Source organism: Cellulosilyticum sp. WCF-2 (assembly GCF_003990395.1).
GTDB classification, from domain to species: Bacteria; Bacillota; Clostridia; order Lachnospirales; family Cellulosilyticaceae; genus Cellulosilyticum; species Cellulosilyticum lentocellum.
The window spans coordinates 2355206-2381934 of the sequence record NZ_CP034675.1 but is presented as its reverse complement, the minus strand read 5'-3'; the positions used below and the strand labels follow the sequence as shown (position 1 = coordinate 2381934).

Genomic DNA, 26729 nt, shown 5'->3' with positions numbered 1-26729 from the left:
GTTACCTTTTATTTACTTGCATAAATATTAACATACTTTTTTTGTTTTTACAAGTTAGGATTTCATGCTTAATGCAATTTTATTTTTAATAGTGTCTACAGATAAAATAGATACCTCGACAATATCTCCTACTTTAACTACTTCTAAAGGATGTTTGATAAATTTATTACTCATTTGAGAAATATGCACTAAACCATCTTGATGCACACCAATATCAATAAATGCACCAAAATCTACAATATTACGTACTGTTCCTTTTAACTTCATACCTTCCTTTAAATCCTTGATTTCTAAGATTTCACTATGAAGAATAGGTTTTGGCATATCTTCGCGAGGATCACGTCCAGGCTTTTCTAATTCTTTAATAATATCTTGTAGCGTAGGTACACCTGTACCTAATTGCTCTGCTAAAATTTCAATATTACCAACTTTCTCATGTAGATTTTTAAAATTTCTGGCTTTTAATTCATCTTTTCCATATCCAACTACTTTAAGTAATTCCTCTGCCACTGCATAAGATTCTGGATGAACTCCTGTAGCATCTAAAAAGTTTTTTCCATTAGTAATACGAAGGAAACCTGCACATTGTTCAAACACTTTAGGACCTAGCCCTTTTACTTTCTTAATCTCACTACGGCTTTTAAAAGCTCCTACTTCTTCTCTATAAGCAATAATATTCTGTGAAACAGTTTTCTTAATGCCTGCTACATATTGCAATAAGGAAGCTGAAGCTGTATTAATATCCACACCTACTTCATTTACTGCACTTTCTACTACGCCACCTAAGGACTCCTCTAGACGTTTTTGATTCATATCATGTTGGTATTGACCCACACCTATTGCTTTAGGATCAATCTTAACGAGTTCAGCCAATGGGTCTTGAAGTCTTCTAGCAATAGATACTGCACTTCTTACGCCTACATCATCATTAGGAAACTCCTCAGTTGCTAAAGCTGATGCAGAATAAACAGATGCACCTGCTTCATTAACAATAACATAATGAATCGTTTCATTTATTTCTTTTAACATATCAGCTACGAACTTTTCTGTTTCTCTAGAAGCAGTACCATTACCAATAGATAAAAGATCAACCTTATATTTTTTAATTAAATCCTTTAATACCACCTTAGCTTCTTCTGTTTTATTTTGAGGTGCTGTAGGAAATACAACTGTCTTATCTAGTTTCTTTCCCGTCTCATCTACAACAGCTATTTTACATCCTGTTCTAAAAGCTGGGTCTATCCCCATTACTTGATGTCCCTTAATAGGGGCTTGCATTAAAAGTTGATAAAGATTTTTCTTAAATACCTCTAATGCACCATCTTCTGCTTTTGCTGTTAGCTCATTTCTAATATCACGTTCAATTGCTGGTGCAATGAGTCTCTTATAACTATCTTGAAGCATTTCTTCTAATAATAGATGCGTTGTACTTTCCTTTATAATGACTTGATGTTCTAAATAAGTCATGATTTCTTCTACTGGTGCTTCTATTTTAACGGTCAGTACCTTTTCTTTTTCTCCTCGATTAATAGCTAAGATACGATGTCCTGGCATATTACTTAACTTTTCATTATAGTCATAGTACATATCATAAACAGTTTGTTCTTTTTCATCTTTAGCTTTAGTCACTATAAGACCTTTGCTAAAAGTTGCTTTTCTAATATATCCTCTTAAGTCTGCACGATCAGATATTTCTTCAGCTAAGATGTCTTTTGCACCTTCTAAGGCCGCCTTCACATCACCTACGCCTTTTTCTTCATCTATATAATCTTTTGCTATAGTCTCAATATCTGATACTTGTTGCATTTTTATCAATTCTGCTAAAGGTTCTAATCCTCTTTCTTTAGCAATTGTGGCTCTTGTACGTTTCTTCGGACGATAAGGTAAATATAAATCTTCTACCTCTGTAGCTGTAGTAGCCATTTCGATAGCTTGTCTTAATTCTACTGTCAGCTTTCCTTGCTCCTCTATACTTTTAAGTACTTGCTCTTTACGTGCTAACAGGTTTTGCAAGTAGGTATAGCGTTCTCCAAATTGACGAAGTATCTCATCATTAAGTCCCCCTGTTAACTCCTTTCTATATCGTGCAATAAAAGGAATTGTGTTTCCTTCATCAATGAGCTTAATCGTATTTTCTACTTGTGTTCTCTTAATTTGCAATTCATCTTGCAAAATCTGTACAATGTTCATTTTAACTATTCTCCTTACTTTTCCTTGTTGTTACCTTATCCTACCATAAAACAATTTTAAAATATAGTCTACTCTATAACATAATGAGACTTAATAGTGCCTATTAAGTCATCTATATTGTTTTCTTCTAATATCACTTCTTCTACTTCTTTGAGCCTACTTTTTCTTATATATAAGGTAAGTTCCATTGCTTCATCTTCTCTTCTAACTTTAATATGACTCTCATGTAATTTAAGTATATAGTAAAATAATTCTACTGCCATGATACTATCAGCATTATACGTTTCAACTTCATCCTGATGTATGATGTACTCTTCAATAGATCCCACTTGTGAATGAGATAACTTAATTTGTATCTCATCCTCTAATAAATCCTTCATTTCTATATAAATTTCACCCTTATCTTTTCTCGTCTTAAATGTAGCATAAATCAAATACATCATTATTTGCTGAAAAAGCTGTTTATCCACCTGATTATAAATTTCTTCTTGCTCGGGATTAAAAATAAGATTTGCATCTGCATATTCTTTAGAATAGGCCTCTACTACATTTTCCACAAGTGCTACAAGGTTATACTTGTTATAAATAACTTCGATATAACCGCCTCGCAATTTATGAATATCTATCATATTTCTTATGATTCTCATTGTCTCATTGCAGTACCTTCTCATTTCTTTTAAATCTTCCATAACTTCTTTTTGATTTCCGAAATCCAATCTTAATAAGTCAGTAGCGCTATTAATCACATTAATAGGTGTTTTTAGCTCATGGGATAAGTTTACAATCATATCACGATAATACGCATTGTCATTAAGGCTGTACTCAGCTTTACTTAAGTTAGTTACCTTTTCTCTCCATGGCTCTTTCCAGCAAGCTAAATAAGCACATTTTAAAATATAATAATACTCCATAGTACCAAGTAATATAAAGGGTGGTAATAATAAGGTATCTTGGCTTATATATTGATAGGACATCATGAAATGGTTGATTACTTTGCAAATTAAAAAAAGGAAAAAGGCCTGATAACTCTTAGATTTATATCTATCTTTATATAAAACAACTATGATTAAGCAGAAAATACCAATAAGTATCATAAGTCCTTCTAAAATCACCTTGCCTCCTATGTAGCTTGTAGATTGCCCTACAATTGGGAATATAAAGCCGGAGAAAGTAACAACACAAAAGCCTAAACTTATTAATATGACACACCCTATTGCACCTATACGCTTAAATAACCATATATAGCAAACACAAATACACCATAAATCCAGTAGGTTTAATTGTATTCTTGCATTTATAGCATTAAAAGGAACATTAATTTCTAATAATAGGGTTACAAATATAAAAATAATGACCATATTCTTATAAATAGCTGTAACAGAAATAATTTTTAATATATTAATCTTGTTCTTTTGTTGATTAGTAATCAAATACGCTCCCATACTAAGAGTCGTTCCTATAATGCCAAATACGAATTGAAAAAAATATATACTACTCGTACTGAAACATACTTTTATCACTACATAAAGTAGAGCAACTGCCAACCATTCAATCATCATTTCCTTATGGGTTTCATTCATTTTTTAACTCCCCTATTGTTACATACCTAAATCGGAAAATTCTACTTCTATTTTCTTTTGTAGGACTTTTTCATCTGCTTTAAGTGCTTTATAGGCTTCTATCTTATTACTATCACAAATTGGTAAGCTAATACTTACTAAAGTTCCTTTATTTTCTGTACTAAGAATCTTAATCTCACCTCTATGTATCTCAATAATTGATTTGACTATAGCTAATCCTAATCCACTTCCCTCTTGTATTCTAGCAAGCCCCGAATCCCCTCGCTCAAAGCGATTAAAAATAGTTTGAAGTTTTTCTTTTGGAATACCAATCCCTGTATCTTTAACACATAAAAAAGCTCTTTGTCTTTTTTCAGTTACATAAACTTGAATACTTCCTTTTTGTTTATTATACTTAATGGCATTCGATATAAGATTAAGCACAACACGTTCTATAGCTTCACAGTCTATATCACAATAAATGGGATGTTTATTCATTTTATATTCTAACGTAATCCCTAGTCGTTCCATATAAGGCTCTATGGATGCAATGATTATTTCTACTAGCTCTGAAAGATTAGTTATTTGAAGACAAATACTAACCTTTCCTTTTTCAATATTATTTAAGTCTAATATGTTTTTACTAAGTTTTGTTAATCTATTACAGTTGTTTGAGATTTTTTCTACATATCTAATATTAGGATAGCAAGTTCCTGATTCTAATTTTATCTTTAGCTGCTGAGCTTTTGCATTAATCTTCTTTACTTCTTTCTCAATAATATTAGCAGATTTAATAAGTAATTGATTTTCAAAATCCTCTTCATCTAATTGTTCTTTCTTGATATCTATACCTTGATCCATTTCTTTCCATACTATAGTCAGTGTGATATGCTCAATAAAATTCAGAATACAAATATAACATATAACAGAAGCTATTTGTCCTACCACAAAACTTATTAAAGATCCGTTTATACTAAATACAATTAATAAGCCATGAGATATCACTTGTAAGGTCATAAATACACACCAATAATACTTAAATATTTGAACATGAGATTTAACCTTATTAATACAAACTATGTTCCCTAATATAAGTATTAATAAACTAAAAACATGTGCAACAATACTAAGACTTTCATATCTATATTGACGCACTAAAAAATCTATTGGTGTATACTCAGAAAATAAATAAATACACATTATGCTAATCAATAACACTTCATATTTTATCCATTTGATCATTTGAACTTTTGATGTAATGAACAATACACAAATAAGAACCCATAGAATCTCAGATAAACTAATAATCCATCTCATTTTTAAATATTTTATATTGTGTTGCCAGTTAACGCCATTATTATATAAATCTAAAGAAATAATCATTGCGAAAATAAGTAAAAAATAACTAATCGCCAAATAGCTTGGTCTAAAGTTTTCTGCTGTATCTAAATTATTCAATGCTACAATTAACATACTTGTAGCAAAGATAATTTTCAAAAAATCGCAAGTATATTTAGTAAGTAATACACTTTGTTCATATGAAATTTGTAATTTTGTAATGCCTATTAAGTAAACAAACCCTACAGCAATAATACTTATAATTTCTAGATTTTTTTTCAAATCTATTCCCCTCTTTATCCTCAAACTATACATCTTATTTATTTCTATAACTGTAATTTTATTATATATTAACATTATTCTTTATTTTTTACAATTTTTATATATTTTTTCTTATACACCTTAATCTATCTATAGGCTCTACCACCACAAAAATATAAAAGGTAATCGCTCTATTCTCTGTATATATTGAGCAATTACCTTTTATACTAATATTTCAATTCTTCATTAATCCAGACTTTAGCACCTTCATTATCTGCTTGTAACATCTGTACCTGCCAATTTTGTTCTAAAGTTCCTAAGTAACTCACCATTTCTCTTCTAAAATCCACTACGTTTTTTACTACTGCAATTAAAGTAGGTCCTGCCCCACTTAAAAATGTTCCTTTTGCTCCATAACATTTAGCTTGTTGTAGTATTTCTTCCATATGTGGAATAAGTGACATACGGTAAGGTTCATGTAAACGGTCTTCCATGGCTAAATCAAGATTATCCATATCACCTGTTAACATTGAAGCTGTTAATAAAGCAGCCCTTGATGCATTAAATACAGCATCTTTTAAACTCACTGTGGTAGGTAATACACCTCTAGCTAATTCTGTAGAAAGTGTAAACTCAGGGATCATAACAGCAAAATGTAAGTTTTCTGCCACTCTAGCCTTAACATATTTCATATCCTTTTCATTCATTGCACCAATAGTCATTCCACCTAATAAAGCAGGAGTTGTATTATCTGGATGTCCCTCTATCTGAGCTGCCATTTGTACTAGTTCTTCTTTTGAAAAGAAGCTATGGCTAACTGCATTAGCAATATGTAGTCCTGCTACAATACATGCAGCGCTACTCCCTAAACCTCTTGTATGAGGAATACTATCTTGTTGAATAATGCGTAGTCCAGGTACTGGTTTCTGAATACTTTTGTAAAAATGACAAATTGTTTTATAAATCAAATTATCTTCATTCGTTGGAATGGCAGGGTTACCATCTTGAATAATAATTTCTAAACCCTCTTTTATTTCCTCTGCATAAACAATGTTATACATAGTTAATGCCATCCCAATACTATCAAATCCCGGTCCCATATTAGCTGTGGTAGCCGGTACTTTTACCTTAATCATCCTCTCACCCATTTCTCTTGTTGATTATCTTTTTTGTATATCAATGGTTCATCCTCTATTAAATGTAAATGTGACAAAAGGAGGGTACTACGCTTTAGTAGCACCTTCCTTTTCTCTTTTACCTTATAATCAAATAATCATTTTTATTTATTTATTTATTTATTAGTCAGCTAAGTTAAAGATGTCATGAATAGCGTTCATTGCTTTGTGCATATCTTTTTTATCAATTAATACTGATATTTTAATTTCAGAAGTAGAAATCATATGGATATTAATATTAGAATTAAACATAGCTTCAAACATTTTAGCTGCAACACCTGAGTTAGATGCCATACCTGCTCCTACAACAGATACTTTAGCTACATTTTCATTATAATCCACACGTTCAATACCCCAACGTTCTTTGTTATCATCAATAACTTTTTGTGCATCAGCCAAGGTTGTCTCTGCTATTGTAAAAGAAATATCCTTTGATTTATCACGACCGATAGATTGTAGAATAATATCTACATTGATTCCTTTTTTAGCTAATGTAGCAAATATATCAAAAGCTTTTCCTGGTGTGTCTTTAATACCAATTAAAGATACACGTGCAATTTCATCATCACCAGCAACACCACTAATTAACATTCTCTCCACTTTACATACCTCCTTGACTACTGTTCCTTCTGCCTTAGTTAAACTTGATCTTACTACTAATTCTACATTATATTTTTTAGCAAGCTCTACAGAGCGATTGTGCAGTACTTTTGCTCCTAATGAAGCTAACTCTAGCATTTCATTATATGTAATTTCATTTAATTTTCTTGCATTTTTAACAACTCTTGGATCAGCTGTATAAACACCATCTACATCTGTATAAATCTCACATTTATCAGCATGAAGTGCTGCTGCTATAGCTACGGCTGTTGTATCTGAACCACCTCTACCAAGTGTTGTAATGTCATCAAAGCGATTAACACCTTGGAAGCCTGTTACAACAACAATATTCTTGAGATCTAATTCCCTTTGAATACGGTCTGGTTTAATTTTCTTAAATCTTGCATTACTATAAATAGATGTGGTTGTCATCCCTACTTGATGTGCATTTAATGACACACATGGATAACCAAGTTCACCAAGAGCCATACACATAAGCGCTACAGATTGCTGCTCACCAGTTGCAAGGAGCATATCCATCTCTCTCTTACTTGGATTTTTACTAATTTCTTTTGCTTTAGCAATTAAATCATCTGTTGTATCTCCTTGAGCGGAAAGTACAACAACGACTTGATTGCCTGCTTTGTAGGTTTCTGCAATTCTTCTAGCTACATTAAAAACTCTTTCAGGGTTAGCCACAGAGCTACCACCAAATTTTTGTACGATTAACACAATGCTTCCTCCTCTAATAATCCTTCTATAATAAGCCTAATCATCCTAAGAATTGATCCATTAAAGTATAACCTTCTTCAATATCAGCACCTGTCGTTGCCGCAAATTCTTCGGTATACTGATTAGCTTTATTAACTATGCCATTACCACTTTCATAAATCATATAGGGAACAGGATCTCCTGTATGTGTTCTTAAACGAAGTGGTGTAGGATGATCTGGCAAAACTAAGATCTTATAAGCTTCACCTGAAGCATCTAAAGCTGCTTTAATAGGCTTTATGATTTTTTCATCAATAAGTTCAATAGCTTTAACCTTATTATCCATTTCATTACGATGGCCACATTCGTCTGGTCCCTCTAAATGTACATAAACATAATCTTTATTATCTTCTATAAGCCATTTAATAGCTGCATCTGCTTTACCTTTATAGTTGGTATGAACATTACCTGTAGCACCTTCTACATCAATAGATGTCATGCCAGCACCAATACCAATCCCCTTAATAAGATCGACAGCTGAAATAACAGCTCCCTCTACATGATATTTTTCTTCAAAAAGTGGTAATCTAGGCTTAATTCCTTCTCCCCAAATCCAAATACTATTTGCTGGACGAAGACCTTTAGCTTTACGTGCTATATTCACTGGATGATCTTTTAAGATATCATAACTTTTTTTCATCAAGTCCCAAATTTCTTCGGCATGATCACCTTGTGGCTTATAGTCTCTAATACATTTTTCTAGAATATCATGTGGCGGTGTAAGCTGAACCTCTCTACTCCCCTTATCCCAAACTAAAAGATGTCTATAACTTACACCAGGATAGAACTTACAAGCTTCATTTCCTAATGCTTCTTCTACTGCTGCTATAAGTTCACTTGCTTCTTCTGTTGTAATTTCATCGGCACTATGGTCTAAAATGATTTTATTTTCATATTCTTCTTCTTCACTTAAGGTCACCACATTGGTTCTAAAAGTAACATCTGACTCTTTTAAGCTTACACCCATGCTTAAAGCCTCTAATGGACTACGTCCAAAATAATACTTTTGTGGATTATAACCTAGTACACTTAAGTTGGCTGTGTCACTACCTTTAGCACAACCTTCTGGAATAGTATGTACCATTCCAATTGTACTTCTTACTGCTATTTCATCAATCGTTGGTGTTTTGGCATATGCAAGTGGTGTAAGTCCATTTAAAGCTTCAATAGGCTCATCTGCCATACCATCCATTAAGATTACTGCGTATTTCAACTCTTTCATCCCCTTATTTTTCAGTGCGTACTTTACTCATAATCGTTAAATCACTTAGTTTACCTAGGCGTTTTGCAAATTCTCCCTCAGTCATTACTTCTGTTATAAAAGCATATTCTCCTGAGAGTGCTTCTACCGGCTGAATCTCTTTAAATGCTTCTTTTACTTTATTTTCAGCTAATCCATCTTCATCTTGTACTCTTATAAAATAGCTTACTTTCACTTCATCTTTATCTTTAAGGTCAATCTTTTCTCTACTCCAAAAAGTAATAATATTGGTACCTGAATGTTTTGCTGCATCTACAATATCAGCTACTACCGCACTAGCTGTTGGTAATTTACCTGCTCCCTTACCATAGAACATCACATCACCAATAACATTACCTTTAACAAAAATAGCATTGAACACATCATTCACCATAGCAAGTGGATGTTCCTTTGAAATCATCATAGGCGATACCCTTGCAAATACACTACCATCTTGTTTTTGACAAGTTGCCAAAAGCTTAATCACACAGTTCATTTTTTCTGCATAAATCATATCTTCACTACTAATTTGTGTAATGCCTTCTGTTGGAATATCTTCAAAGCTTACATGTTCACCAAAGGCAAGAGATGCTAAAATAGCAATCTTACGACAAGCATCGTATCCTTCTACATCTGCTGCTGGATTTTTTTCTGCATAACCAAGTTCTTGGGCTTCCTTTAATACCGATTCAAAGCTTCTACCTTCATTCTTCATTTTTGTTAAAATAAAGTTTGTTGTTCCATTTAAAATCCCTGTAATTTCATATATCTCATCTGCTGTTAAACTTTGGTTAAGGGGTCTAATAATAGGAATACCACCACCTACACTCGCTTCAAATAAAAAATTCACCTTATTCTTTCTAGCAATTTCTAAAAGCTCGGCCCCATGAAGCGCTACTAACTCTTTATTGGAAGTCACATAACTTTTTCCTTTTAAAAGACTGGATTTCGCAAAGGTATACGCTGGTTCTACTCCTCCCATAGCCTCTGCTACAATCTCAATCTCATCATCTTCTAAGATTGTACTAAAATCATGAACAATCAATTCATTAATGGCTTCTCCTGGAAATTCTCTTAAATCTAATACATATTTGATATCGATAGCTTTTCCTGCTCTTTTTTCGATACTCTCTTTATTAGAATTAATAACTTCTACAACGCCACTCCCTACGGTTCCATAACCTAATAAAGCTATCTTCATTGCTTTCCCTCCCATTTATTTTCTAGTTTACTCTAGAGCTACTCTCTTGCTAATATTTGTATCTCTTTAACGCCATTTAGGTTTCCTAACCCACGAAGTAAATCATCAATTGTCATATTCATTCCGGCTGTTTGGATACATAGATTAATGATGGCAATACCATTCATTGGTAACATTTGATTAATCGTAAGGACATTTCCTCCTGCACCAGCAATATAGTTGAGGACATCTGAGAGCCTTCCTGCTTCATCTTGTAAATGAATAAGTACAGTAATTGCCTCACTTTTTCCTTTGTCATAAAATGGAAAAATGGCATCCTTATATTTATAGAAAGAGCTTCTGCTAATACCTATTTGCTCAGTAGCTTCTTGCACAGTTAACATTTTATCATTCTCTAATAAGTTTTTAACTTCTACTACCTTCAGAAAAACCTCTGGCAATACACTACGGTTAATCACATAAAAAGGATGCTTTTCTTTCATACTATTCTCCTTGTTTGCTTCTCGTGAACATTTGTTTATTTGCTACACACTATATCATACACTTTTAGTATTTACAATATAAAACTTAACTTTTATAAAATATTATATATATTTGCATAATAATTAAGATGATTTCATAAAAATTTATATCTTTTTTTATAGAAAAAAACAGACAAGCCTCTTGACTTGTCTGTTTATGTCTATTTTAGTAAGTTTCGTTTAATCCTTGAGCATAGTAATTTTGGATACAATTATAAACTGCCGTTGCATATTTTTGTTCAAAACCAGCTGATAGCATCATTTGCCTATCTGATTCATTTGTTAAAAATCCTATTTCAATTAAGATAGCTGGATAATTCGTATATCTTGTTACAACAAAGGTATTATCTTTAACACCACGATTTCTTGTACCAAAAGTATTAATCAGGGCTTTTTGTACCATTTCTGCAAATATCTTATTTCGTGTATCTGCTTTAGCAGTATAATAAGTTTCTGTTCCACTAGCACTTGCATTATTATTTACAGAATTAACATGTATACTTATAAACAAATCTGGCTGAATTTCATTAGCTACTACTGCACGCTCCATAGGTGTTAAGAAGGTATCCCCCTCTCGAATCATATATACCTTAATACTTGAATCATTGGCAATTTCTTTTTGAAGCTGCAAAGCTAAACGTAATGTAATATCCTTTTCTTGAAGTGAGCCATAGGTTGTCCCTGGATCATCTTTGCCATGTCCCGCATCTACTACTACAATTTTACCGTACTTCTCTTTTGGCTTTACACATTGTAAGTAAATTTTATTATCATATTCATAGACATTTAAAGCTTTAATAGTGGCTGTTGTTAAAGTAATTTCAGTACTACTTGATTGTTTAACCTCTATTTTTTTTACTGCACTATTCGTATCTTCCCATATCCCAGCCTCATAAAAATCTATGTAGGCTGTTGGTAAAGTGATTTTAATTTGTCTTTGTATGTAATTATCTTGCACCGTGATACTCTCCACTGTTAAACCTGGGGCTTTTTCTAAGATAAGTGCATTTAAACTTGAATCATAAGTCATATTCTTAAAACTTAAATTTGGCTCTGGTGTTTCTTCTGGTAACTCTTCTGATGTTCCTTCTTCTGGCATCTCACTCTCTTCAGGTGGTACAACTACAGGTGGCGCCACGACTATGGGCTCTTCTATCATAATGGTTTTTGTTGCATCTATCCACTGTACCTTAAAACCTAAGGCTTCACTAATAAAGCGTAGTGGGATCATTACCTTGTCATTAATAAGTTTCGCTGGCATATTAGCCACTTTAATTTCACCATCTACCCAAACTTCTGTACTATCAATGGTTAAAACAATAAGTTGTTCACCTTTTGTAATATAAACACTTTTTTCTGCAGACTTCCAAAGTACTTCTGCTCCCATCTTCGCAAATACTTCTCTGGCTGGCACTAAAGTATTTCCTTCTATTTGTATAGGAGGCATCACTGTTGTAATCGTTAATTCGCCATTAATATAGAGAGAAATAGGAACTAATTCATATAAATGTGTTTCTCCATCATAAATAAGTTGCATTTTTTCTGCATATACTACTTGATATGACAAGCATATCATAATTGCTATTAAGAACGCTGTCATCCATTTACGTTTCATTATTTCTTCTACCCCCATAGTTGTATTTTTCATTATTTATATTATAACAGAAATTTACACTTTCACCATAAAAGATAGCTATTATTTTATTTTTCATGTTAAATTTTAATTTTTTAGGATAAGACAAGCTTAGTTTGCAAAAGCTTTATATAGTGAATACATTAAAAAATTATGGTGGTGTAAAATATGAAAAAGAAATCTTTTGCTATCGCACTTTGTACAGTTATGTGTATGGGCATACTTGCTGGTTGCGGAAATTCAAATCAAACAACTGAGTCTACATCAAAATTCCAAATGTTAGATACTGACCTTAAAGTAGGTATGGTTACTGATGCCGGTACTATTGATGACCGTTCTTTCAACCAAGGTACTTGGGAAGGCATCAAATACACAGTTAAAAATTCAAAATATCTTAGACCGGCTGGTGTAACAGATGCTGATTATGAAGCTAGTATTGCAAACCTTTATGATGGTGGCTTCAAATTTATCGTTACACCAGGCTTCAAAATCGAAAGAGCTATTGCAATTTCTCAAGAAAAATATCCAGATGCAAAATTTGTTATCTTAGATGGGTCCCCTAGAGATGCTGAAGGTAATATTGTAGTAGGAGATAATACTGTATCAATCCTTTTTGCTGAACACGAAGCAGGTTTCTTAGCAGGTGTTGCTGCTGCAGTACAAATGAAAGAATCTGAATTCGGCTTTATTGGGGGTATGCAAGCTCCAGCGGTTGAAAAATTCAACTGGGGTTTCCAACAAGGTGTTAAATACGCTAATGAAAATTTAGGAACAAACATTTCTATTAAAGAAGACAATGTGATTTATCAAGGTTCTTTCGATGATAAAGCAGGTGGACAACAAATCGCTGCTCAAATGTATGATCGAGGTGTAAAAGTAATCTTTACTGCTGCAGGTGGTACTGGTGTAGGTGTTATCACTGAAGCTAAAAGTAGGGCAACAAAAGGTGATACATCTGTATTCGTTATTGGTGTAGATAGTGACCAATACAAAGATGGTGTTTATGACACTGCAAACAATGGATCTATTATTCTTACTTCAGCTATGAAATATATTGACCAAGCGACTCATGACATCATCAAATCAGAGGTTGAAGGTCAATTTCCAGGTGGTGAAACACTTACTTTCTCTGTTCAAAATGATGGTGTAGGTATTCCAGCTGAAAATCCTAATTTAAGTGAAGATACTATGAAAACAGTAAACGATGTATACACTAAAATTAAAACAGGCGAAATCACTGTCATGGTCTCAAATGATGGTTCTCTTATTAAATAGTTTTTAGCTCTTATACAGAACAGATTTATTTTTATGTTAACTTTTATTTTCAGAATAGGACAAGCTTCGTTTGCAAACTTTTTGTATATCATACTGCTAAGTATTACCAATAATTATGTTCTTTATTATGAATTTTTTTAATAAAACAATATAAATATCAAGCATTGTAATTACTATCCAAATTGACTATTATATATAGGATGTACTCATTTATGTAAACATTGTTGGGGCACATACATGAGCACATTAAAAAATTATTGGTGGTGTAAAACATGAAAAAGAAATTTTTTGCTATCGCACTTTGTACAGTTATGTCTATGGGCATACTTGCTGGTTGCGGAAATTCAAATCAAACAACTGAGTCTACATCAAAATTCCAAATGTTAGATACTGACCTTAAAGTAGGTATGGTTACTGATGCCGGTACTATTGATGACCGTTCTTTCAACCAAGGTACTTGGGAAGGAATCAAAGACACCGTTAAAAACTCAAAATATCTTAAACCGGCTGGCGTAACAGATGCTGATTATGAAACTGGTATTGCTAACCTTTATGATGGTGACTTTAAATTCATCGTTACACCAGGTTACAAATTTGAAAGAGCTGTGGCTACTTCTCAAGAAAAATATCCAGATGCAAAATTTGTTATCTTAGATGGTTCTCCTAGAGATGCCAACGGAAATACTGTAGTAGCTGATAATACTGTTGCTATCTACTTTGCTGAACATGAATCAGGTTTCTTAGCAGGTGTTGCTGCTGCAGTACAAATGAAAGAATCTGAATTCGGCTTCATTGGGGGCATGCAGCTTCCAGCGGTTGAAAAATTCAACTGGGGTTTCCAACAAGGTGTTAAATACGCTAACGAAAATTTAGGAACAAACATTTCTATTAAAGAAGAAAACGTGATTTACCAAGGTTCTTTTGATGACAAAGCAGGTGGCCAACAAATTGCTGCTCAAATGTATGATCGAGGTGTAAAAGTAATCTTTACTGCTGCAGGCGGTACTGGTGTAGGTGCTATCACTGAAGCTAAAAGTAGAGCAGCAAAAGGTGATACATCTGTATTCGTTATTGGTGTAGATAGTGACCAATACAAAGATGGTGTTTATGACACTGCAAACAATGCATCTGTTATTCTTACTTCAGCTATGAAATATATCGATCAAGCAACTTATGACATGATTAAAGCAGAGGTTGAAGGTCAATTTCCAGGTGGTGAAACACTTACTTTCTCTGTTCAAAATGATGGTGTAGGTATTCCAGCTGAAAATCCTAATTTAAGTGAAGATACCATTAAAACGGTAAATGATGTATACGCTAAAATTAAAGCAGGTGAAGTTACTGTCATAGACACAAATGACGGCTCTCTTATTAAATAATTTTAGGTACTGACAACTTACAATCAATTGGGATTCCATGTAACTTACAGCTATGACGTAAGGAAAAAGACGGAGCTTCCGTCTTTTTTTTATAAACCCTTATAAATCAGTGGTATTGTTACATAATATAATAAAGGAGGCGAAAATATGGATTATGTAGTAGAAATGTTAGGCATTAGAAAAGAATTTCCAGGTATTGTAGCGAATGATGATATTACACTTCAGCTGAAACGTGGCGAAGTACATGCCCTCCTTGGTGAAAATGGTGCTGGAAAATCCACTTTGATGGGTATGCTTTTCGGAATGTATCAGCCTGATAAAGGCTCAATCAAAATGAATGGTAAAGAGGTTAAGATTTCTAACCCCAACATTGCCAATGATCTTGGTATAGGAATGGTTCATCAGCATTTTAAATTAGTTCATAATTTTACAACAACAGAAAATATCATTTTAGGGATTGAACCTAAAAAAGGACTATCTATTGATATTAAATCTGCTGCTACACGTGTGGCAGAGCTTTCTGAGCGCTATGGCTTAAATGTAGACCCTTACGCTAAAATTGAAGATATTTCTGTTGGTATGCAACAACGTGTTGAAATCTTGAAGATGCTTTATCGTAATGCAGATGTACTTATCTTTGATGAACCTACTGCAGTACTTACACCACAAGAAATCTCAGACTTAATAAAGATTATGGAAAATCTTATTAAGCAAGGTAAATCTATTATCTTAATTACTCACAAACTTAAAGAAATCAAAGCCATTGCAGATCGCTGTACGGTTATTCGCCGCGGTAAATATATCGGAACAGTAGATGTTAAAGCTACTTCTGAAGCAGAAATGGCTAAAATGATGGTAGGACGCCCTGTTACTTTTAAAGTAGAAAAAATACCTAGTAAACCTGCTGAAACCATTTTAAAAATTAATCATCTTTCTGTACTTAATAACAAAAAGGTTTTAGGTTTAAAAGACTTTTCTCTTGAAGTAAAAGCTGGTGAAATTGTAGGAATTGCTGGTGTAGAAGGAAACGGACAAACGGAATTAGTAGAGGCCATTACAGGACTTCGTAAAATTGAACAGGGGCAAATCTCTATAGGAAGTACAGATATTACACGTTTTTCAATTCGTAAACGTACTTTATCTGGTATAGGCCATATTCCTGAAGACCGTCATAAACATGGTCTTGTTCTAGATTATACCATCGAAGATAATATGGTCTTACAAGTTTATTTTGAAAAAGAATTCTCCAAAGGTGGTTTTTTAAATCGATCAGCTATTCATAACTATGCCGAAAAAATCATTAAAGCTTTCGATGTACGCTCTGGTGAAGGTGGTGCTTCTATAGCACGCTCTCTCTCTGGTGGTAATCAACAAAAAGCTGTTATTGGACGTGAAATGGAGCGTAATCCAAAGCTTCTTATTGCTGTTCAACCTACCAGGGGACTTGATGTAGGCTCTATTGAATATATTCATAAAAGATTAATTGAACATCGAGATAAAGGCTTTGCTGTACTTCTCGTTTCATTAGAATTAGATGAAGTTATGAATGTATCAGATCGTATTGCCATCGTAAATAACGGTAACTTAGTTGGTATAGTTGATGCTGCTTCAACTAACGAAAACGAAATAGGCCTTATGATGGCTGGTGTAGAAGGAGGACATAAACATGAATAAGAAAGGGCTTATCTCAATCATTGCTATGGTCTTAGGCCTTTTAGCAGGTGCTCTCTTAATGTTTGCGACTGGCCATAATGCCTTTGAAGGTTTCTTATATCTTATTCAAGGGGGAACAAAAAGTATCGAGCGTATTGGTAATACTATTGCCACTGCTACTCCGCTTGTTTTGACAGGGCTATCTGTTGCCTTTGCTTTTAGAACAGGTTTATTTAACATTGGTACTCCGGGACAAATGCTATTTGGTGGCTTTTGTGCTACCATAGTTGGACAAGCAGGTTTAAATCTCCCAAGACCGATTTACCTCTTAGTCATTATTTTAGTTGCTCTTATTGGTGGTGCTTTATGGGCTTTTATTCCAGGTCTTTTAAAAGCTATTTTTAATGTACATGAAGTTGTTTCATGTATTATGATGAACTGGATTGCTTATTGGATTATTTATTATGGCGTTCAGCTTTGGTTCCCTAATGGTTCTAAAACTACTGAATCACTACCTTTAGCAAATGCTTTAACCCTTCGTTCAACCTGGCTTTCAGATTTATTTGGAGGTTCTTATATTAACTTAGGCATCATTGTTGCTATTGTTGCTACACTTATTATTGCTTTAATTCTTAATAAAACAACCTTTGGTTATGAATTAAAAGCTGTAGGCTTTAATAAACACGCTGCTGAATATGCAGGTATTTCTGTAAACAAAAGCATTATTTACTCTTTAATGATTGCAGGTGGCCTTGCTGGTCTTGCGGGATTAACACAATATGCAGGTGTAGCTACTAATATGCAAATTGGTATTATGCCTTCTCAAGGTTTTGATGGTATTGCTGTTTCACTCCTTGGTGCCAATACCCCTATTGGTGCATTTTTCTCCGCATTATTCTTTGGTTTACTTTATGCAGGCCGTGGCTTCATGAGTGTTATGACAGATGTGCCGCCAGAAATTGCCGATACGATTATCGCTACTATTATTTACTTTGCTGCTACAAGTGTTTTAGTAGAGCGTTTCTTAAACAAAGTAAAACCTAAAAAAGGTTCAAAAAATACCTCGAATATTCAAACTGAAACAAAGGATAAATTGAATAATTCTTTGATTCCAGATAGTGTGAAAGAATCAGATAACGGACATGATAGTATTGGTCTCTTGCCACCTAATGATTCTAATGCTAATCAGAAAGGAGATGAATAATCATGTGGCAAATAATAGAACAAATTTTTCCTTATGCCATTGCCTTTACCATTCCCCTTTTAATTGTTGCTTTAGGTGGGCTTTTTTGTGAACGTAGTGGGATTGTTAATATCGGTCTAGAAGGACTTATGATTATTGGCTCTTTTGCTGGTGGCATAACTATTTCTTTATTACAAAATCGTTTTGGTACAGCCACTTGGACTATTTATGTTGGACTTTTAGTAGCTATTATAGCCGGTGCTATTTTTTCTTTACTACATGCTTTTGCAAGTATTAATTTACAAGCAGATCAAACCATTAGTGGTACAGCTATTAATATGATTGCTGCTGGTCTTACTATTTTCTTAGCTAGAAATATAACTGGTAGTGGAAACATTGTCTTAACTGTTGGTTTAGCAAAACAAAATGTAAAAGTACTTTCTAGTATTCCAATTCTGGGGCCTCTTTTCTTTACCAATAGCTATTCTACAACTTGGTTAGTACTCCTAATCTTAGCCGTTTTCACTTATCTTCTTTATAAAACCTCTTTTGGATTACGTTTACGTGCTTGTGGTGAGCATCCTCATGCTGCTGATGCAGCTGGTATTAATGTAAGCCGTATGCGTTATTTAGGTGTTATTATTTCTGGTGCTTTTGCAGGTCTTGGTGGTGGTATTTACCTTGTTACTTTTGCAGGAGAATTCAATGGTAGTGTATCTGGTTTAGGCTTCTTAGCTATTGCAGCTTTAATCTTCGGACAATGGAAGCCTTTAGGTGTCCTTGCTGCTACCCTTTTCTTTGGTTTTGCAAGTACTGTTTCCAATGTATCACAGGTTATTCCTGGGCTAGCTACTATTCCACCTGTTCTTCTTAAGATTTTCCCATATGTCATCACACTTATTGCTTTAATTATTTTCTCTAAAACAACTAGAGCACCAAAAGCAGCGGGAGAACCTTTTGATCCTGGTAAACGCTAAATAAAAAACCAGCATCATTATGCTGGTTTTTTATTATTTAAATAATCTACATACCTTTAGCTTTTTTAGTACATGCCTTCATTGCTTCAAATATAGTGCTACGCAGTCCTTTTTCTTCTAATACGCGTACAGCTTCAATTGTAGTTCCTCCTGGAGAACAGACCATATCTTTTAATTCTCCTGGGTGTTTTCCAGTCTCTAATACCATTTTTGCACTTCCTAAAACAGCTTGTGCCGCAAATTCATAGGCTTGCTTTCTAGGCATACCATCTGCAACGGCAGCATCCGCCATAGCCTCTATAAACATAAATACATAAGCTGGAGAGCTACCACTTACTGAAACCACTACATCCATTAAATGTTCATCTACTACTTCTACTTTACCAAAGCCTTCTAGTATTTTACAAATATAACGTAATTCATCCTCTGTCACTTCTTTGTTCTTGCATACTGCTGTAATACCTTCTCCTACCAGAGCAGGTGTATTAGGCATTGTACGTACGAGCTTAAGTGTTTTTCCAAATAAATGCTCTAAACGCTCTATAGTTTGTCCTGGTGCAATAGTAACTATAATTTGATGTGATTGCACTCCATCCTTAATCTCTTCAATAACACTTCCATAATACTGTGGTTTTACTGCTAAAACAATTACGTCTGCTTGTTTTGCTACAATTTTATTATCTGTTGTAGTGCTAATTCCTAAACTATCTTCTATAGCTTTTAAGCAAGCTTCACTTGCATCTGACGCAATGATTTCTTCTTTATTAAAAATACCATTTGCCAAAATACCGCCTAGCATAGCTTTAGCCATATTACCTGCTCCAATAAACCCTATTTTCATTTCATTTTCTCCTATCTTTTATTCTCTATTTTAGTCTTTCACTTTTATATTGTCTACCTGTAAAATATTTATTTCTTATATCTCAAGTTCAGCACGATCTGTAACACAAATACTTAGCTCATCCTGTAAATTAATTTTGTATCCAGATTGCTTATTGGTTTCCTCTATCACTCTAACAAGTGGCCTCTTAATATCTTTAGCATAATTTTTCTCAACAATAGCCATTTGTCCTGTATTTAACTTGACTATAGATCCTACTGGATAATAAGCAAAAGTACCTTCAATAATACTTCTAATCTTAGAGTTAATCGGCTCTGTTTGAGCTACAGCAAATACCTCATTAATAGGTAATCCCTGTCTATAGCAACGATCTGATATAAGTGCATGATACAAATCACATGCGCCAACTATTTTAGCTCCAATATGTAAGTCTGTACCTTTTCCTAAAGGATAACCAGAACCATCTTCTCTTTCATGATGACATAGGACTGCTAATTTAGTTACAGCATTAAACTCTGCTCTGTCTTTGATCATTTTATAACCAATCTCTGTATGTGTTTTGATTAAATTATATTCCTCTGATGTTAATTTATCTGGCTTATTTAAAATATCCTTTGGTAAAATCATCTTACCAATATCATGAATTAAAGCCCCCATAACAATCTGCTCTTTCAAATAGAGGTTAAGCCCAAGCTTATTGCATACCAATGTAGTCAAAATAGCTACTGCTATGCAATGTTCATACGTATACTGATCATTCACCTTTAAATCTTGCAGCTCACAAATAAGTTCTTTTTGCTGGATTTCTTCAATTAATAAACTAGATACTTCCTTTAAACAACCAATGTCCACTTGTAAATTCTCTTGTAGTTTTTCAAACTCTTGCTGAATATCTTTTCCTATTTTTCTTCGAATTTGAGGGGAGATAATTTCTATAGGTTCTATTCCTTTAGATAATTCATCTTCTATATAAACTTCAAAAATATTTCGTTCTAACAACTTTTGCTTAAAAACTTCTCTGAAATGTGTATCTTCTCTTAATAATAGGCCACCATCATAGCTAATAATGTCCCTTGCTATAATATCACCATTTTTTAATCTTTTTGTTGGTACCAATCTCATAGGTCCACCTCAGTCCTGCCTAGTTTACTCATTTATTTATCTTTAAATTATACCATAATTTACTAATTAGTCCAACAAAACAACGTCATTTGAAAGCTTTTTATTGCCTTTCAAATGACGTTTATTCTATCACAATTTAGTATTTACTTTTTCTTTTAGTTGAGCTCGTTTTATACGAAGTTGCTTTTTCTTTACCCTTTTCTTTCTTTCCTTGGCCTACATTATTTTTAGATTTTGAATTGCTATTATACTTATTTTTAGTATTATTTTTTGAACCCTTAAAGTTTCCTTTTGCTTGTGAGCTTTCTTTAGGCCTAATCAAACATTTTGGGCCATACCCTATCAAGTCTTCTCTACCTGCTTCTACTAAAGCTTCATAAACAATCTCATACTTTTTAGGGTTACGATATTGTAAAAGTGCACGTTGCATTGCTTTTTCTCTTTTTGTTTTAGGCACATAAACAGGTTTTAGCGTTCTAGGGTCAATTCCTGTATAAAACATAGCTGTTGATAATGTTCCTGGTGTTGGATAAAAATCTTGAACTTGCTCTGGTTGATAATGAATATCTCTTAAATATTCAGCCAGTTCTATGGCATCTTGCAAACGGCTACCTGGATGGCTAGACATCAGATAAGGAATAATATACTGCTTTTTGCCTAACCTTTTATTAATGGCATAAAACTTATCACAAAAATCATCAAATATTTTACCTGAAGGTTTACCCATATAAGCTAATACTTCTTTTGAAATATGCTCTGGTGCCACCTTAAGTTGCCCACTTACATGATGTTCCACTAACTCTTCGAAAAACTTATCATTGTTTTTATCAGCCATGACATAATCATAACGAATACCTGAACGAATAAAAGCCTTTTTGACACCTGGAATGTTTCTCACCTTGCGTAATAGTTGTAAATATTCTTCATGGTCCTTATGCATAGCTTTACATGGACCGGGTGTTAAACATTGCTCATTTTTGCAGGCACCGTGTTCTAATTGCTTTGAACAAGCTGGCCCTCTAAAGTTAGCTGTAGGTCCTCCCACATCATGAATATAGCCTTTAAAATCTGGCATATGTGTAATAGCTTCTGCTTCTTCTACAATGGATTCCTGACTTCTACTAGTTACAACTCTTCCTTGATGAAGCGTAATGGCACAAAATGAACAGTTACCAAAACAGCCTCTTGAGCTTACTAAGCTAAACTTAACTTCTTCAATGGCTGGAACACCACCCTCTTTTTCATAAATAGGATGATAGTTCTTCATATAAGGTAAAGCATAAACTTCATCTAACTCTTCTCTTACAAGTGGCTTTTCTGGTTTGTTTTGGACCACATATTTCCCATTATGCTCTTGTACTAAGGTTACTCCCCTAGCATGATCTTGCTCGTCTTCTTGCATTTTATAGGCCATAGCATATTTAATCTTGTCTTCGCAAACCTCTTTATAAGAAGGAAGTAATTTGTAATCATAAACTTCTTCTAGGCTATCTACCATATAGCAGGTTCCATCTAAATAGCGAATATATTTTGCTGCTAACCCATCATTAAGAGCTTCCGCCACTTTAACAATTTGCTTCTCACTCATGCCATAAACAAGAAGATCGGCACCACTATCTACTAAAATTGATTTACGTACCTTATCACTCCAATAATCATAATGTGCAAAACGTCTTAAGCTAGCTTCAATACCACCTATAACAATATCCACATCTTTATAAGCTTCCCTAATTTTATTACAATACACAATAGTAGAACGGTCTGGTCGTAATCCCATCTTACCCCCTGGTGAATACATATCCTTTTCACGAAGGCGTTTGCTTACTGTGTAGTGATTGACCATTGGGTCCATATTGCCCCCATTTACTAAAAAAGCTAATCTAGGTTTCCCTAGTTTCATAAAGTCAGCTGTATCCTTCCAATTAGGTTGCGCAATAATGCCTACTTTATATCCAGCATGTTCTAATACTCTAGAAATAATTGCCGTTCCAAAGCTATGATGATCTATATAAGCATCAGCTGTTACAAGTACAAAATCGCATTGCTCCCAGCCTCTTTTTTCCATATCTTCTTTGCTAATAGGTAAGAAGTCTTTTTCTGTCATTAATTCACCTACTTTTGATTAATTTTTATCAGTTTACCCTTGATTATAACACTATAATCAGCTAACCGCCAGCTAGGGTTGACATTTTCCACCTATTTCTTCTTTATTTAGTGAATAACGTATTTTTTTGAGGCCTTTGTGCATACTACTTTTATGTTATTAAAAAACTGATTCTTTTTTAATTGGAATAGGAGTATGATAAACAATGACAACTTTTCGTATCCTCTTTTTTTATTTTATTGTTTATAGCTTTTTAGGTTGGATTATTGAGGGCTTATTTAACCTCAGTAAAAATGGTAAATTTACAAAACCTAATTTCTTAAAGCTTCCTTTAAAACCTATGTATGGCTTTGCCTCTACTTTACTTGTCATGTTAGCCCCTCTTATCCCTATGTGGTTATTTGTTCCTTTATGTTTTATTATTCCTTCATTTATTGAATATCTATCTGCATATCTTCTAGATAAGTTTCTTGATTTGCGGTATTGGAATTATGAGCACAAATCTTATCAGTTTCACGGATATGTTTGCTTAGAATTCTCTTGTTACTGGCTTCTTCTCTCTCTTCTTCTTATTTTCTTTGTTCAGCCATATATCTTAACTTTATATATGCTTGTTGCTAAAGCCTGGGGCTTTGTAGCTGTATTTATATTTCTTATAGTCCTATGGGACTTTGTAACCACACTATTAAAAAACACGCATCGTTGTAAGAATATGCTCTCTTAGCAAACTAAGTATTTTCTATGATTGATGGGGTGCACGGAAGTTGCACCTCTAATGCATCTTCATTGATTTCATATTCCAAAGAACTAAAGGTCAATAAATCTTTCAAATTAACCCTCGTTATTCCTGCTTCTAATTCATAATAAATTTTGATTTTTGTTCCATCTTCTAAGTAGCCTACTCCTATTCCCTCTTTCTCTTTTAGTTGAATTACATTTTGTACATTAGGTATTTGCCACTCACAAGCATTTTCTACATAATGATATTGGGTTATAATTCCTAGTTCATCTAGATAACATAATGGTACTAAAATTTCGCCTTGCTTCATAAGTACTGTTTTTGCACCTTCTAATGGCACTTCTTGTTCATTAACAATCAGCTTTAACGGGATTGCTTCTGGTAATATAGCTATAGCTTGTTTTCCTAAGCTATTATATCTATTATTCACTACTGTTCTTAAAAATTTCTTTTCCTTTCCTGAGTATGGATCATTCATATAAATCCATTTATCATCATAGCCTACGATTACTAATGCATGTTCATTATTAGGCCACCAAAAAGTTTCTCCTGTTTCTAAAAGCCAACTTTGCGTATAACTAACATTAGCCATATTAATAGTAGCCCATATCATAACAGGCCGACCTTCTTTTACTACTTCTAAAAGCTGTTCCAAACTTTTTCCTCTTAAATCTTGACTTCTTCCAGGTAAATAGTTTTCTATAACCTTTAGAATCGGTTCAGCATATACACCATAACTATGACGAGAATACGGATTACCTATAAAGCCTTCATTAGGATGTCCTCCTCGTTTTTTACCTTGATTATAATGAGGCAATGATATCTTAGGTAAGACATCTGCGACCTCCTGCTTACTTACAACTAATCCACTATGATTAAAAATCATAGTTAATGCTGTGGCTTCACAGCCTGTAGGTAATTGAGGATACTGGCAAATAATCGGTACCCCTTTTAACCTCATTTGATTCATTTCCATTTTTTCTTTTCCATAAGTAACAATAGCTATACTACATAAAATGCCAATTAGGAATGTTTTAAATAAAGTCTCTGAAAACTTTTTTAACATGTCTTTCTCCTCTTGTTTTTCCATATTTTAACATTTATACTATAGCACATTTTTTCCATTTTTTGTAATTTTTTTAACAAAAAAAGAAGCTAGTAAGCATTTCTATGCTCATTAGCTTCCTTTTTATACTAATCTTTAATAAATTCTTGTAAAATCATATAAGCCTTTATATCCATTTTTTCATTACCTTGAAGAAGTTCTTTTGCTTTTTCTTTTGAAACAAGTATAGGTGTGATATCCTCATCAGCTTCTAAATAATCTTTAGAAATTTGTCCACTACAAGTGCCATAAACCAATGCTACAGATTCTTCACTCATTCCTGGTGATAAATAGGTACATGCTCTACTTTTCTCTTTATCTACCTGAGCAAGTGTAAGACCTGTTTCTTCTTTAAGTTCTCTTACTGCAGCTTCCATTGGTTTCTCATTTGCATCAATAAGACCAGCTGGTAACTCATAAATATAATCATTAAGCGGTACTCTAAACTGACGTATTAACACCAATTCCTTAGTTTCCTCATGATGTACTACTAGAATAACAGCATCAACGTGTTCTTCCTCTTGTTTGAAGTACTGTCCACTTAATGTATCATAATCTTTACGCGATGCAATAATCCAATGTTTTTCTTCACCTAACTTATTCTCATATTGGCAATCATATAAATTTAAAAAAGAAGTCTTTACCAATTGGGTCAGTTTTTGTAGTTTTACAGTTTTCATAAGCTGCTCCTTGTATCTTATTGCATACGGTCCTCAAATTTTTCAATTTTAGCTGCTTTTGTCCACTCTTCTAGTTTTGCATTATAGTAAGCATTTTTTTGTTCATTTTCTAAAGTTGTTGTAATTTGTGCTTTAACATCTTCTAATGGTTTTACCTCTTTATCTTTAATACCTTCTACTTTGATAAAGTGATAACCAAAACTACTTTTTACTGCCTTAGAAATTTCTCCTTCTTTAACCTCTTTTGCTCCTGCTAAAAAGGCTGTATCATAATTAGGTTGCTCATATTGTACAAAACCTAAATCCTCCACAACATACATATTTGTGTCAATACCATCTGCTGTATATTTAGTTTTTAACTCATCAAAAGTTGTACCATCCGTAATTTCCTTTTCAATCGTCTTAACAGCTTCATCACATTTCTTTTTATAATCATCTGTATCTGTATCTGCTACCTTTACAAGTATGTGCTCCATATTAGCACCTGCGCCTGTAGTAAAAGAGTCTATATTTTCATCATAATATTTTTTGACATCTTCATCAGTAACTTTAATTTCGCCTTCTTGCATTTTCTCTTGTACTTTTGATAATGCTTCATCTTCTTTGATTTGAGCTTTATATGTTTCTGTTGTAAAGCCATTAGCTTTAATAACTTCTTGTACTTGTTCTTCACCATAAGTACTTACTAGGTCACTGTAAATTTTCTCTACTTCTTCATCTGTACAAGTAATATTTAATTCTTTTGCTTTTTGTTTAAGAAGTTCTCTGTTAATAAGCCCTGTTAATAAACCTGGTTTTTGTTGTTTTAAGAAAGTTAACATCTCTTCACTTTCTCCATAATAAGATTGATACTCAGCTACCATACTATTATATACTTTATCTAAATCGCCTTGAAGAATTTCTACACCATTAACAGTAGCAAGTACTGTTTTAGCTGCCTCACTATCTGTACCTGCTGTTTCATTTGTTCCTGCTGTAGCCTTAGTATCTTCTGTTTTCTTTTCTCCACAAGCCACCATACTCACACTAAGCATCGCTACTAAACCACACATCATTAGTTTTTTTACTATTTTCATCTTTATTGGCCTCACTAACTTTTTATTATTTTCTTTTTACTATTCTAACATAAGTATTATTGCTTTTCCATGTTTTCAAAAGCAACTACTATATTATAATACAGTG

The 26729-nt window shown here is 33.4% G+C and carries 21 protein-coding genes; 6 read left to right on the top strand and 15 right to left on the bottom strand.

Annotation, left to right across the window (positions count from 1 at the left end; translation table 11 throughout):
* Positions 1-54 precede the first annotated feature (54 nt).
* From EKH84_RS10615 to EKH84_RS10575, 9 genes are all read right to left on the bottom strand, one after another.
* Positions 55-2190, bottom strand: coding sequence for a Tex family protein (locus EKH84_RS10615; protein WP_127066271.1), 2136 nt, complete (start codon positions 2188-2190; stop codon positions 55-57).
* Positions 2191-2258: 68 nt separating this feature from the next.
* On the bottom strand, positions 2259-3770 hold the full coding sequence (locus tag EKH84_RS10610) for a sensor histidine kinase (RefSeq protein WP_127066270.1): 1512 nt from the start codon (positions 3768-3770) through the stop codon (positions 2259-2261).
* Between the two features lie 18 nt (positions 3771-3788).
* Entirely contained in the window at positions 3789-5369 is a 1581-nt protein-coding gene (locus EKH84_RS10605) for a HAMP domain-containing sensor histidine kinase (protein WP_190283574.1), read from the bottom strand.
* 206 nt (positions 5370-5575) lie between these two features.
* Positions 5576-6484 carry a homoserine kinase gene (gene thrB / locus EKH84_RS10600; RefSeq protein WP_127066268.1) on the bottom strand — a complete coding sequence of 303 codons (909 nt, stop codon included), beginning with the start codon at positions 6482-6484 and terminating at the stop codon, positions 5576-5578.
* A 162-nt stretch (positions 6485-6646) separates the two neighbouring features.
* Positions 6647-7855 carry an aspartate kinase gene (locus EKH84_RS10595; RefSeq protein WP_127066267.1) on the bottom strand — a complete coding sequence of 403 codons (1209 nt, stop codon included), beginning with the start codon at positions 7853-7855 and terminating at the stop codon, positions 6647-6649.
* A 40-nt stretch (positions 7856-7895) separates the two neighbouring features.
* Positions 7896-9107, bottom strand: coding sequence for a cofactor-independent phosphoglycerate mutase (locus EKH84_RS10590; protein WP_127066266.1), 1212 nt, complete (start codon positions 9105-9107; stop codon positions 7896-7898).
* Positions 9108-9120: 13 nt separating this feature from the next.
* Positions 9121-10335, bottom strand: coding sequence for a homoserine dehydrogenase (locus EKH84_RS10585; protein ID WP_127066265.1), 1215 nt, complete (start codon positions 10333-10335; stop codon positions 9121-9123).
* A 38-nt stretch (positions 10336-10373) separates the two neighbouring features.
* Positions 10374-10817 (bottom strand): ACT domain-containing protein, encoded by a 444-nt coding sequence (locus EKH84_RS10580; protein ID WP_013656632.1) that lies wholly within the window; start codon positions 10815-10817, stop codon positions 10374-10376.
* Positions 10818-11022: 205 nt separating this feature from the next.
* Entirely contained in the window at positions 11023-12471 is a 1449-nt protein-coding gene (locus tag EKH84_RS10575) for an N-acetylmuramoyl-L-alanine amidase (RefSeq protein ID WP_190283573.1), read from the bottom strand.
* A gap of 186 nt (positions 12472-12657) precedes the next feature.
* Between EKH84_RS10575 and EKH84_RS10570 the strand changes: the two genes are divergently transcribed.
* The 5 genes from EKH84_RS10570 to EKH84_RS10550 all read left to right on the top strand — a co-directional run bounded on the left by EKH84_RS10570 (position 12658) and on the right by EKH84_RS10550 (position 18956).
* On the top strand, positions 12658-13764 hold the full coding sequence (locus tag EKH84_RS10570; RefSeq protein WP_127066263.1) for a BMP family lipoprotein: 1107 nt from the start codon (positions 12658-12660) through the stop codon (positions 13762-13764).
* 272 nt (positions 13765-14036) lie between these two features.
* Positions 14037-15143, top strand: coding sequence for a BMP family lipoprotein (locus tag EKH84_RS10565; protein WP_127066262.1), 1107 nt, complete (start codon positions 14037-14039; stop codon positions 15141-15143).
* Positions 15144-15290: 147 nt separating this feature from the next.
* Positions 15291-16817: an ABC transporter ATP-binding protein gene (locus EKH84_RS10560; RefSeq protein WP_127066261.1), complete on the top strand. Its 1527-nt coding sequence runs from the start codon at positions 15291-15293 to the stop codon at positions 16815-16817.
* Positions 16810-18000, top strand: coding sequence for an ABC transporter permease (locus EKH84_RS10555; protein ID WP_127066260.1), 1191 nt, complete (start codon positions 16810-16812; stop codon positions 17998-18000). The genes EKH84_RS10560 and EKH84_RS10555 overlap by 8 nt, the downstream gene beginning before the upstream one ends.
* Before the next feature lie 2 nt (positions 18001-18002).
* Positions 18003-18956 carry an ABC transporter permease gene (locus EKH84_RS10550; protein ID WP_013656626.1) on the top strand — a complete coding sequence of 318 codons (954 nt, stop codon included), beginning with the start codon at positions 18003-18005 and terminating at the stop codon, positions 18954-18956.
* Between the two features lie 46 nt (positions 18957-19002).
* Here EKH84_RS10550 and proC read toward each other — a convergent pair whose 3' ends face one another.
* The 3 genes from proC to EKH84_RS10535 form a co-directional block, all read right to left on the bottom strand.
* Positions 19003-19797, bottom strand: a complete 795-nt coding sequence (gene proC / locus EKH84_RS10545) for a pyrroline-5-carboxylate reductase (RefSeq protein ID WP_013656625.1) — start codon at positions 19795-19797, stop codon at positions 19003-19005.
* A 75-nt stretch (positions 19798-19872) separates the two neighbouring features.
* Positions 19873-20919, bottom strand: coding sequence for an HD-GYP domain-containing protein (locus EKH84_RS10540; RefSeq protein WP_127066259.1), 1047 nt, complete (start codon positions 20917-20919; stop codon positions 19873-19875).
* Between the two features lie 136 nt (positions 20920-21055).
* Positions 21056-23023: a YgiQ family radical SAM protein gene (locus tag EKH84_RS10535; protein WP_127066258.1), complete on the bottom strand. Its 1968-nt coding sequence runs from the start codon at positions 23021-23023 to the stop codon at positions 21056-21058.
* Between the two features lie 205 nt (positions 23024-23228).
* Here EKH84_RS10535 and EKH84_RS22950 point away from each other — a divergent pair, with 205 nt between their 5' ends.
* On the top strand, positions 23229-23747 hold the full coding sequence (locus tag EKH84_RS22950; RefSeq protein WP_127066257.1) for a putative ABC transporter permease: 519 nt from the start codon (positions 23229-23231) through the stop codon (positions 23745-23747).
* A gap of 4 nt (positions 23748-23751) precedes the next feature.
* Here the strand turns inward: EKH84_RS22950 and EKH84_RS10525 are convergent, their stop codons facing one another.
* From EKH84_RS10525 to EKH84_RS10515, 3 genes are all read right to left on the bottom strand, one after another.
* Entirely contained in the window at positions 23752-24828 is a 1077-nt protein-coding gene (locus EKH84_RS10525; RefSeq protein WP_190283572.1) for a C39 family peptidase, read from the bottom strand.
* Positions 24829-24956: 128 nt separating this feature from the next.
* Complete coding sequence (locus EKH84_RS10520; RefSeq protein WP_127066255.1) at positions 24957-25547, bottom strand: NUDIX hydrolase; 591 nt, start codon at positions 25545-25547, stop codon at positions 24957-24959.
* A gap of 17 nt (positions 25548-25564) precedes the next feature.
* Positions 25565-26623: a peptidyl-prolyl cis-trans isomerase gene (locus EKH84_RS10515; RefSeq protein WP_127066254.1), complete on the bottom strand. Its 1059-nt coding sequence runs from the start codon at positions 26621-26623 to the stop codon at positions 25565-25567.
* Between the last annotated feature and the right edge of the window lie 106 nt (positions 26624-26729).

Coding starts and splice junctions, on each gene's coding strand:
- EKH84_RS10615 (WP_127066271.1), bottom strand. CDS start 2,190: ATGAACATTGTACAGATTTTGCAAGATGAATTGCAAATTAAGAGAACA.
- EKH84_RS10540 (WP_127066259.1), bottom strand. CDS start 20,919: ATGAGATTGGTACCAACAAAAAGATTAAAAAATGGTGATATTATAGCA.
- EKH84_RS10550 (WP_013656626.1), top strand. CDS start 18,003: ATGTGGCAAATAATAGAACAAATTTTTCCTTATGCCATTGCCTTTACC.
- EKH84_RS10565 (WP_127066262.1), top strand. CDS start 14,037: ATGAAAAAGAAATTTTTTGCTATCGCACTTTGTACAGTTATGTCTATG.
- EKH84_RS10575 (WP_190283573.1), bottom strand. CDS start 12,471: ATGAAACGTAAATGGATGACAGCGTTCTTAATAGCAATTATGATATGC.
- EKH84_RS10570 (WP_127066263.1), top strand. CDS start 12,658: ATGAAAAAGAAATCTTTTGCTATCGCACTTTGTACAGTTATGTGTATG.
- EKH84_RS10585 (WP_127066265.1), bottom strand. CDS start 10,335: ATGAAGATAGCTTTATTAGGTTATGGAACCGTAGGGAGTGGCGTTGTA.
- EKH84_RS10535 (WP_127066258.1), bottom strand. CDS start 23,023: ATGACAGAAAAAGACTTCTTACCTATTAGCAAAGAAGATATGGAAAAA.
- EKH84_RS10610 (WP_127066270.1), bottom strand. CDS start 3,770: ATGAATGAAACCCATAAGGAAATGATGATTGAATGGTTGGCAGTTGCT.
- EKH84_RS10560 (WP_127066261.1), top strand. CDS start 15,291: ATGGATTATGTAGTAGAAATGTTAGGCATTAGAAAAGAATTTCCAGGT.
- EKH84_RS10515 (WP_127066254.1), bottom strand. CDS start 26,623: ATGAAAATAGTAAAAAAACTAATGATGTGTGGTTTAGTAGCGATGCTT.
- EKH84_RS22950 (WP_127066257.1), top strand. CDS start 23,229: ATGACAACTTTTCGTATCCTCTTTTTTTATTTTATTGTTTATAGCTTT.
- EKH84_RS10525 (WP_190283572.1), bottom strand. CDS start 24,828: ATGTTAAAAAAGTTTTCAGAGACTTTATTTAAAACATTCCTAATTGGC.
- EKH84_RS10555 (WP_127066260.1), top strand. CDS start 16,810: ATGAATAAGAAAGGGCTTATCTCAATCATTGCTATGGTCTTAGGCCTT.
- thrB (WP_127066268.1), bottom strand. CDS start 6,484: ATGATTAAGGTAAAAGTACCGGCTACCACAGCTAATATGGGACCGGGA.
- EKH84_RS10580 (WP_013656632.1), bottom strand. CDS start 10,817: ATGAAAGAAAAGCATCCTTTTTATGTGATTAACCGTAGTGTATTGCCA.
- EKH84_RS10520 (WP_127066255.1), bottom strand. CDS start 25,547: ATGAAAACTGTAAAACTACAAAAACTGACCCAATTGGTAAAGACTTCT.
- proC (WP_013656625.1), bottom strand. CDS start 19,797: ATGAAAATAGGGTTTATTGGAGCAGGTAATATGGCTAAAGCTATGCTA.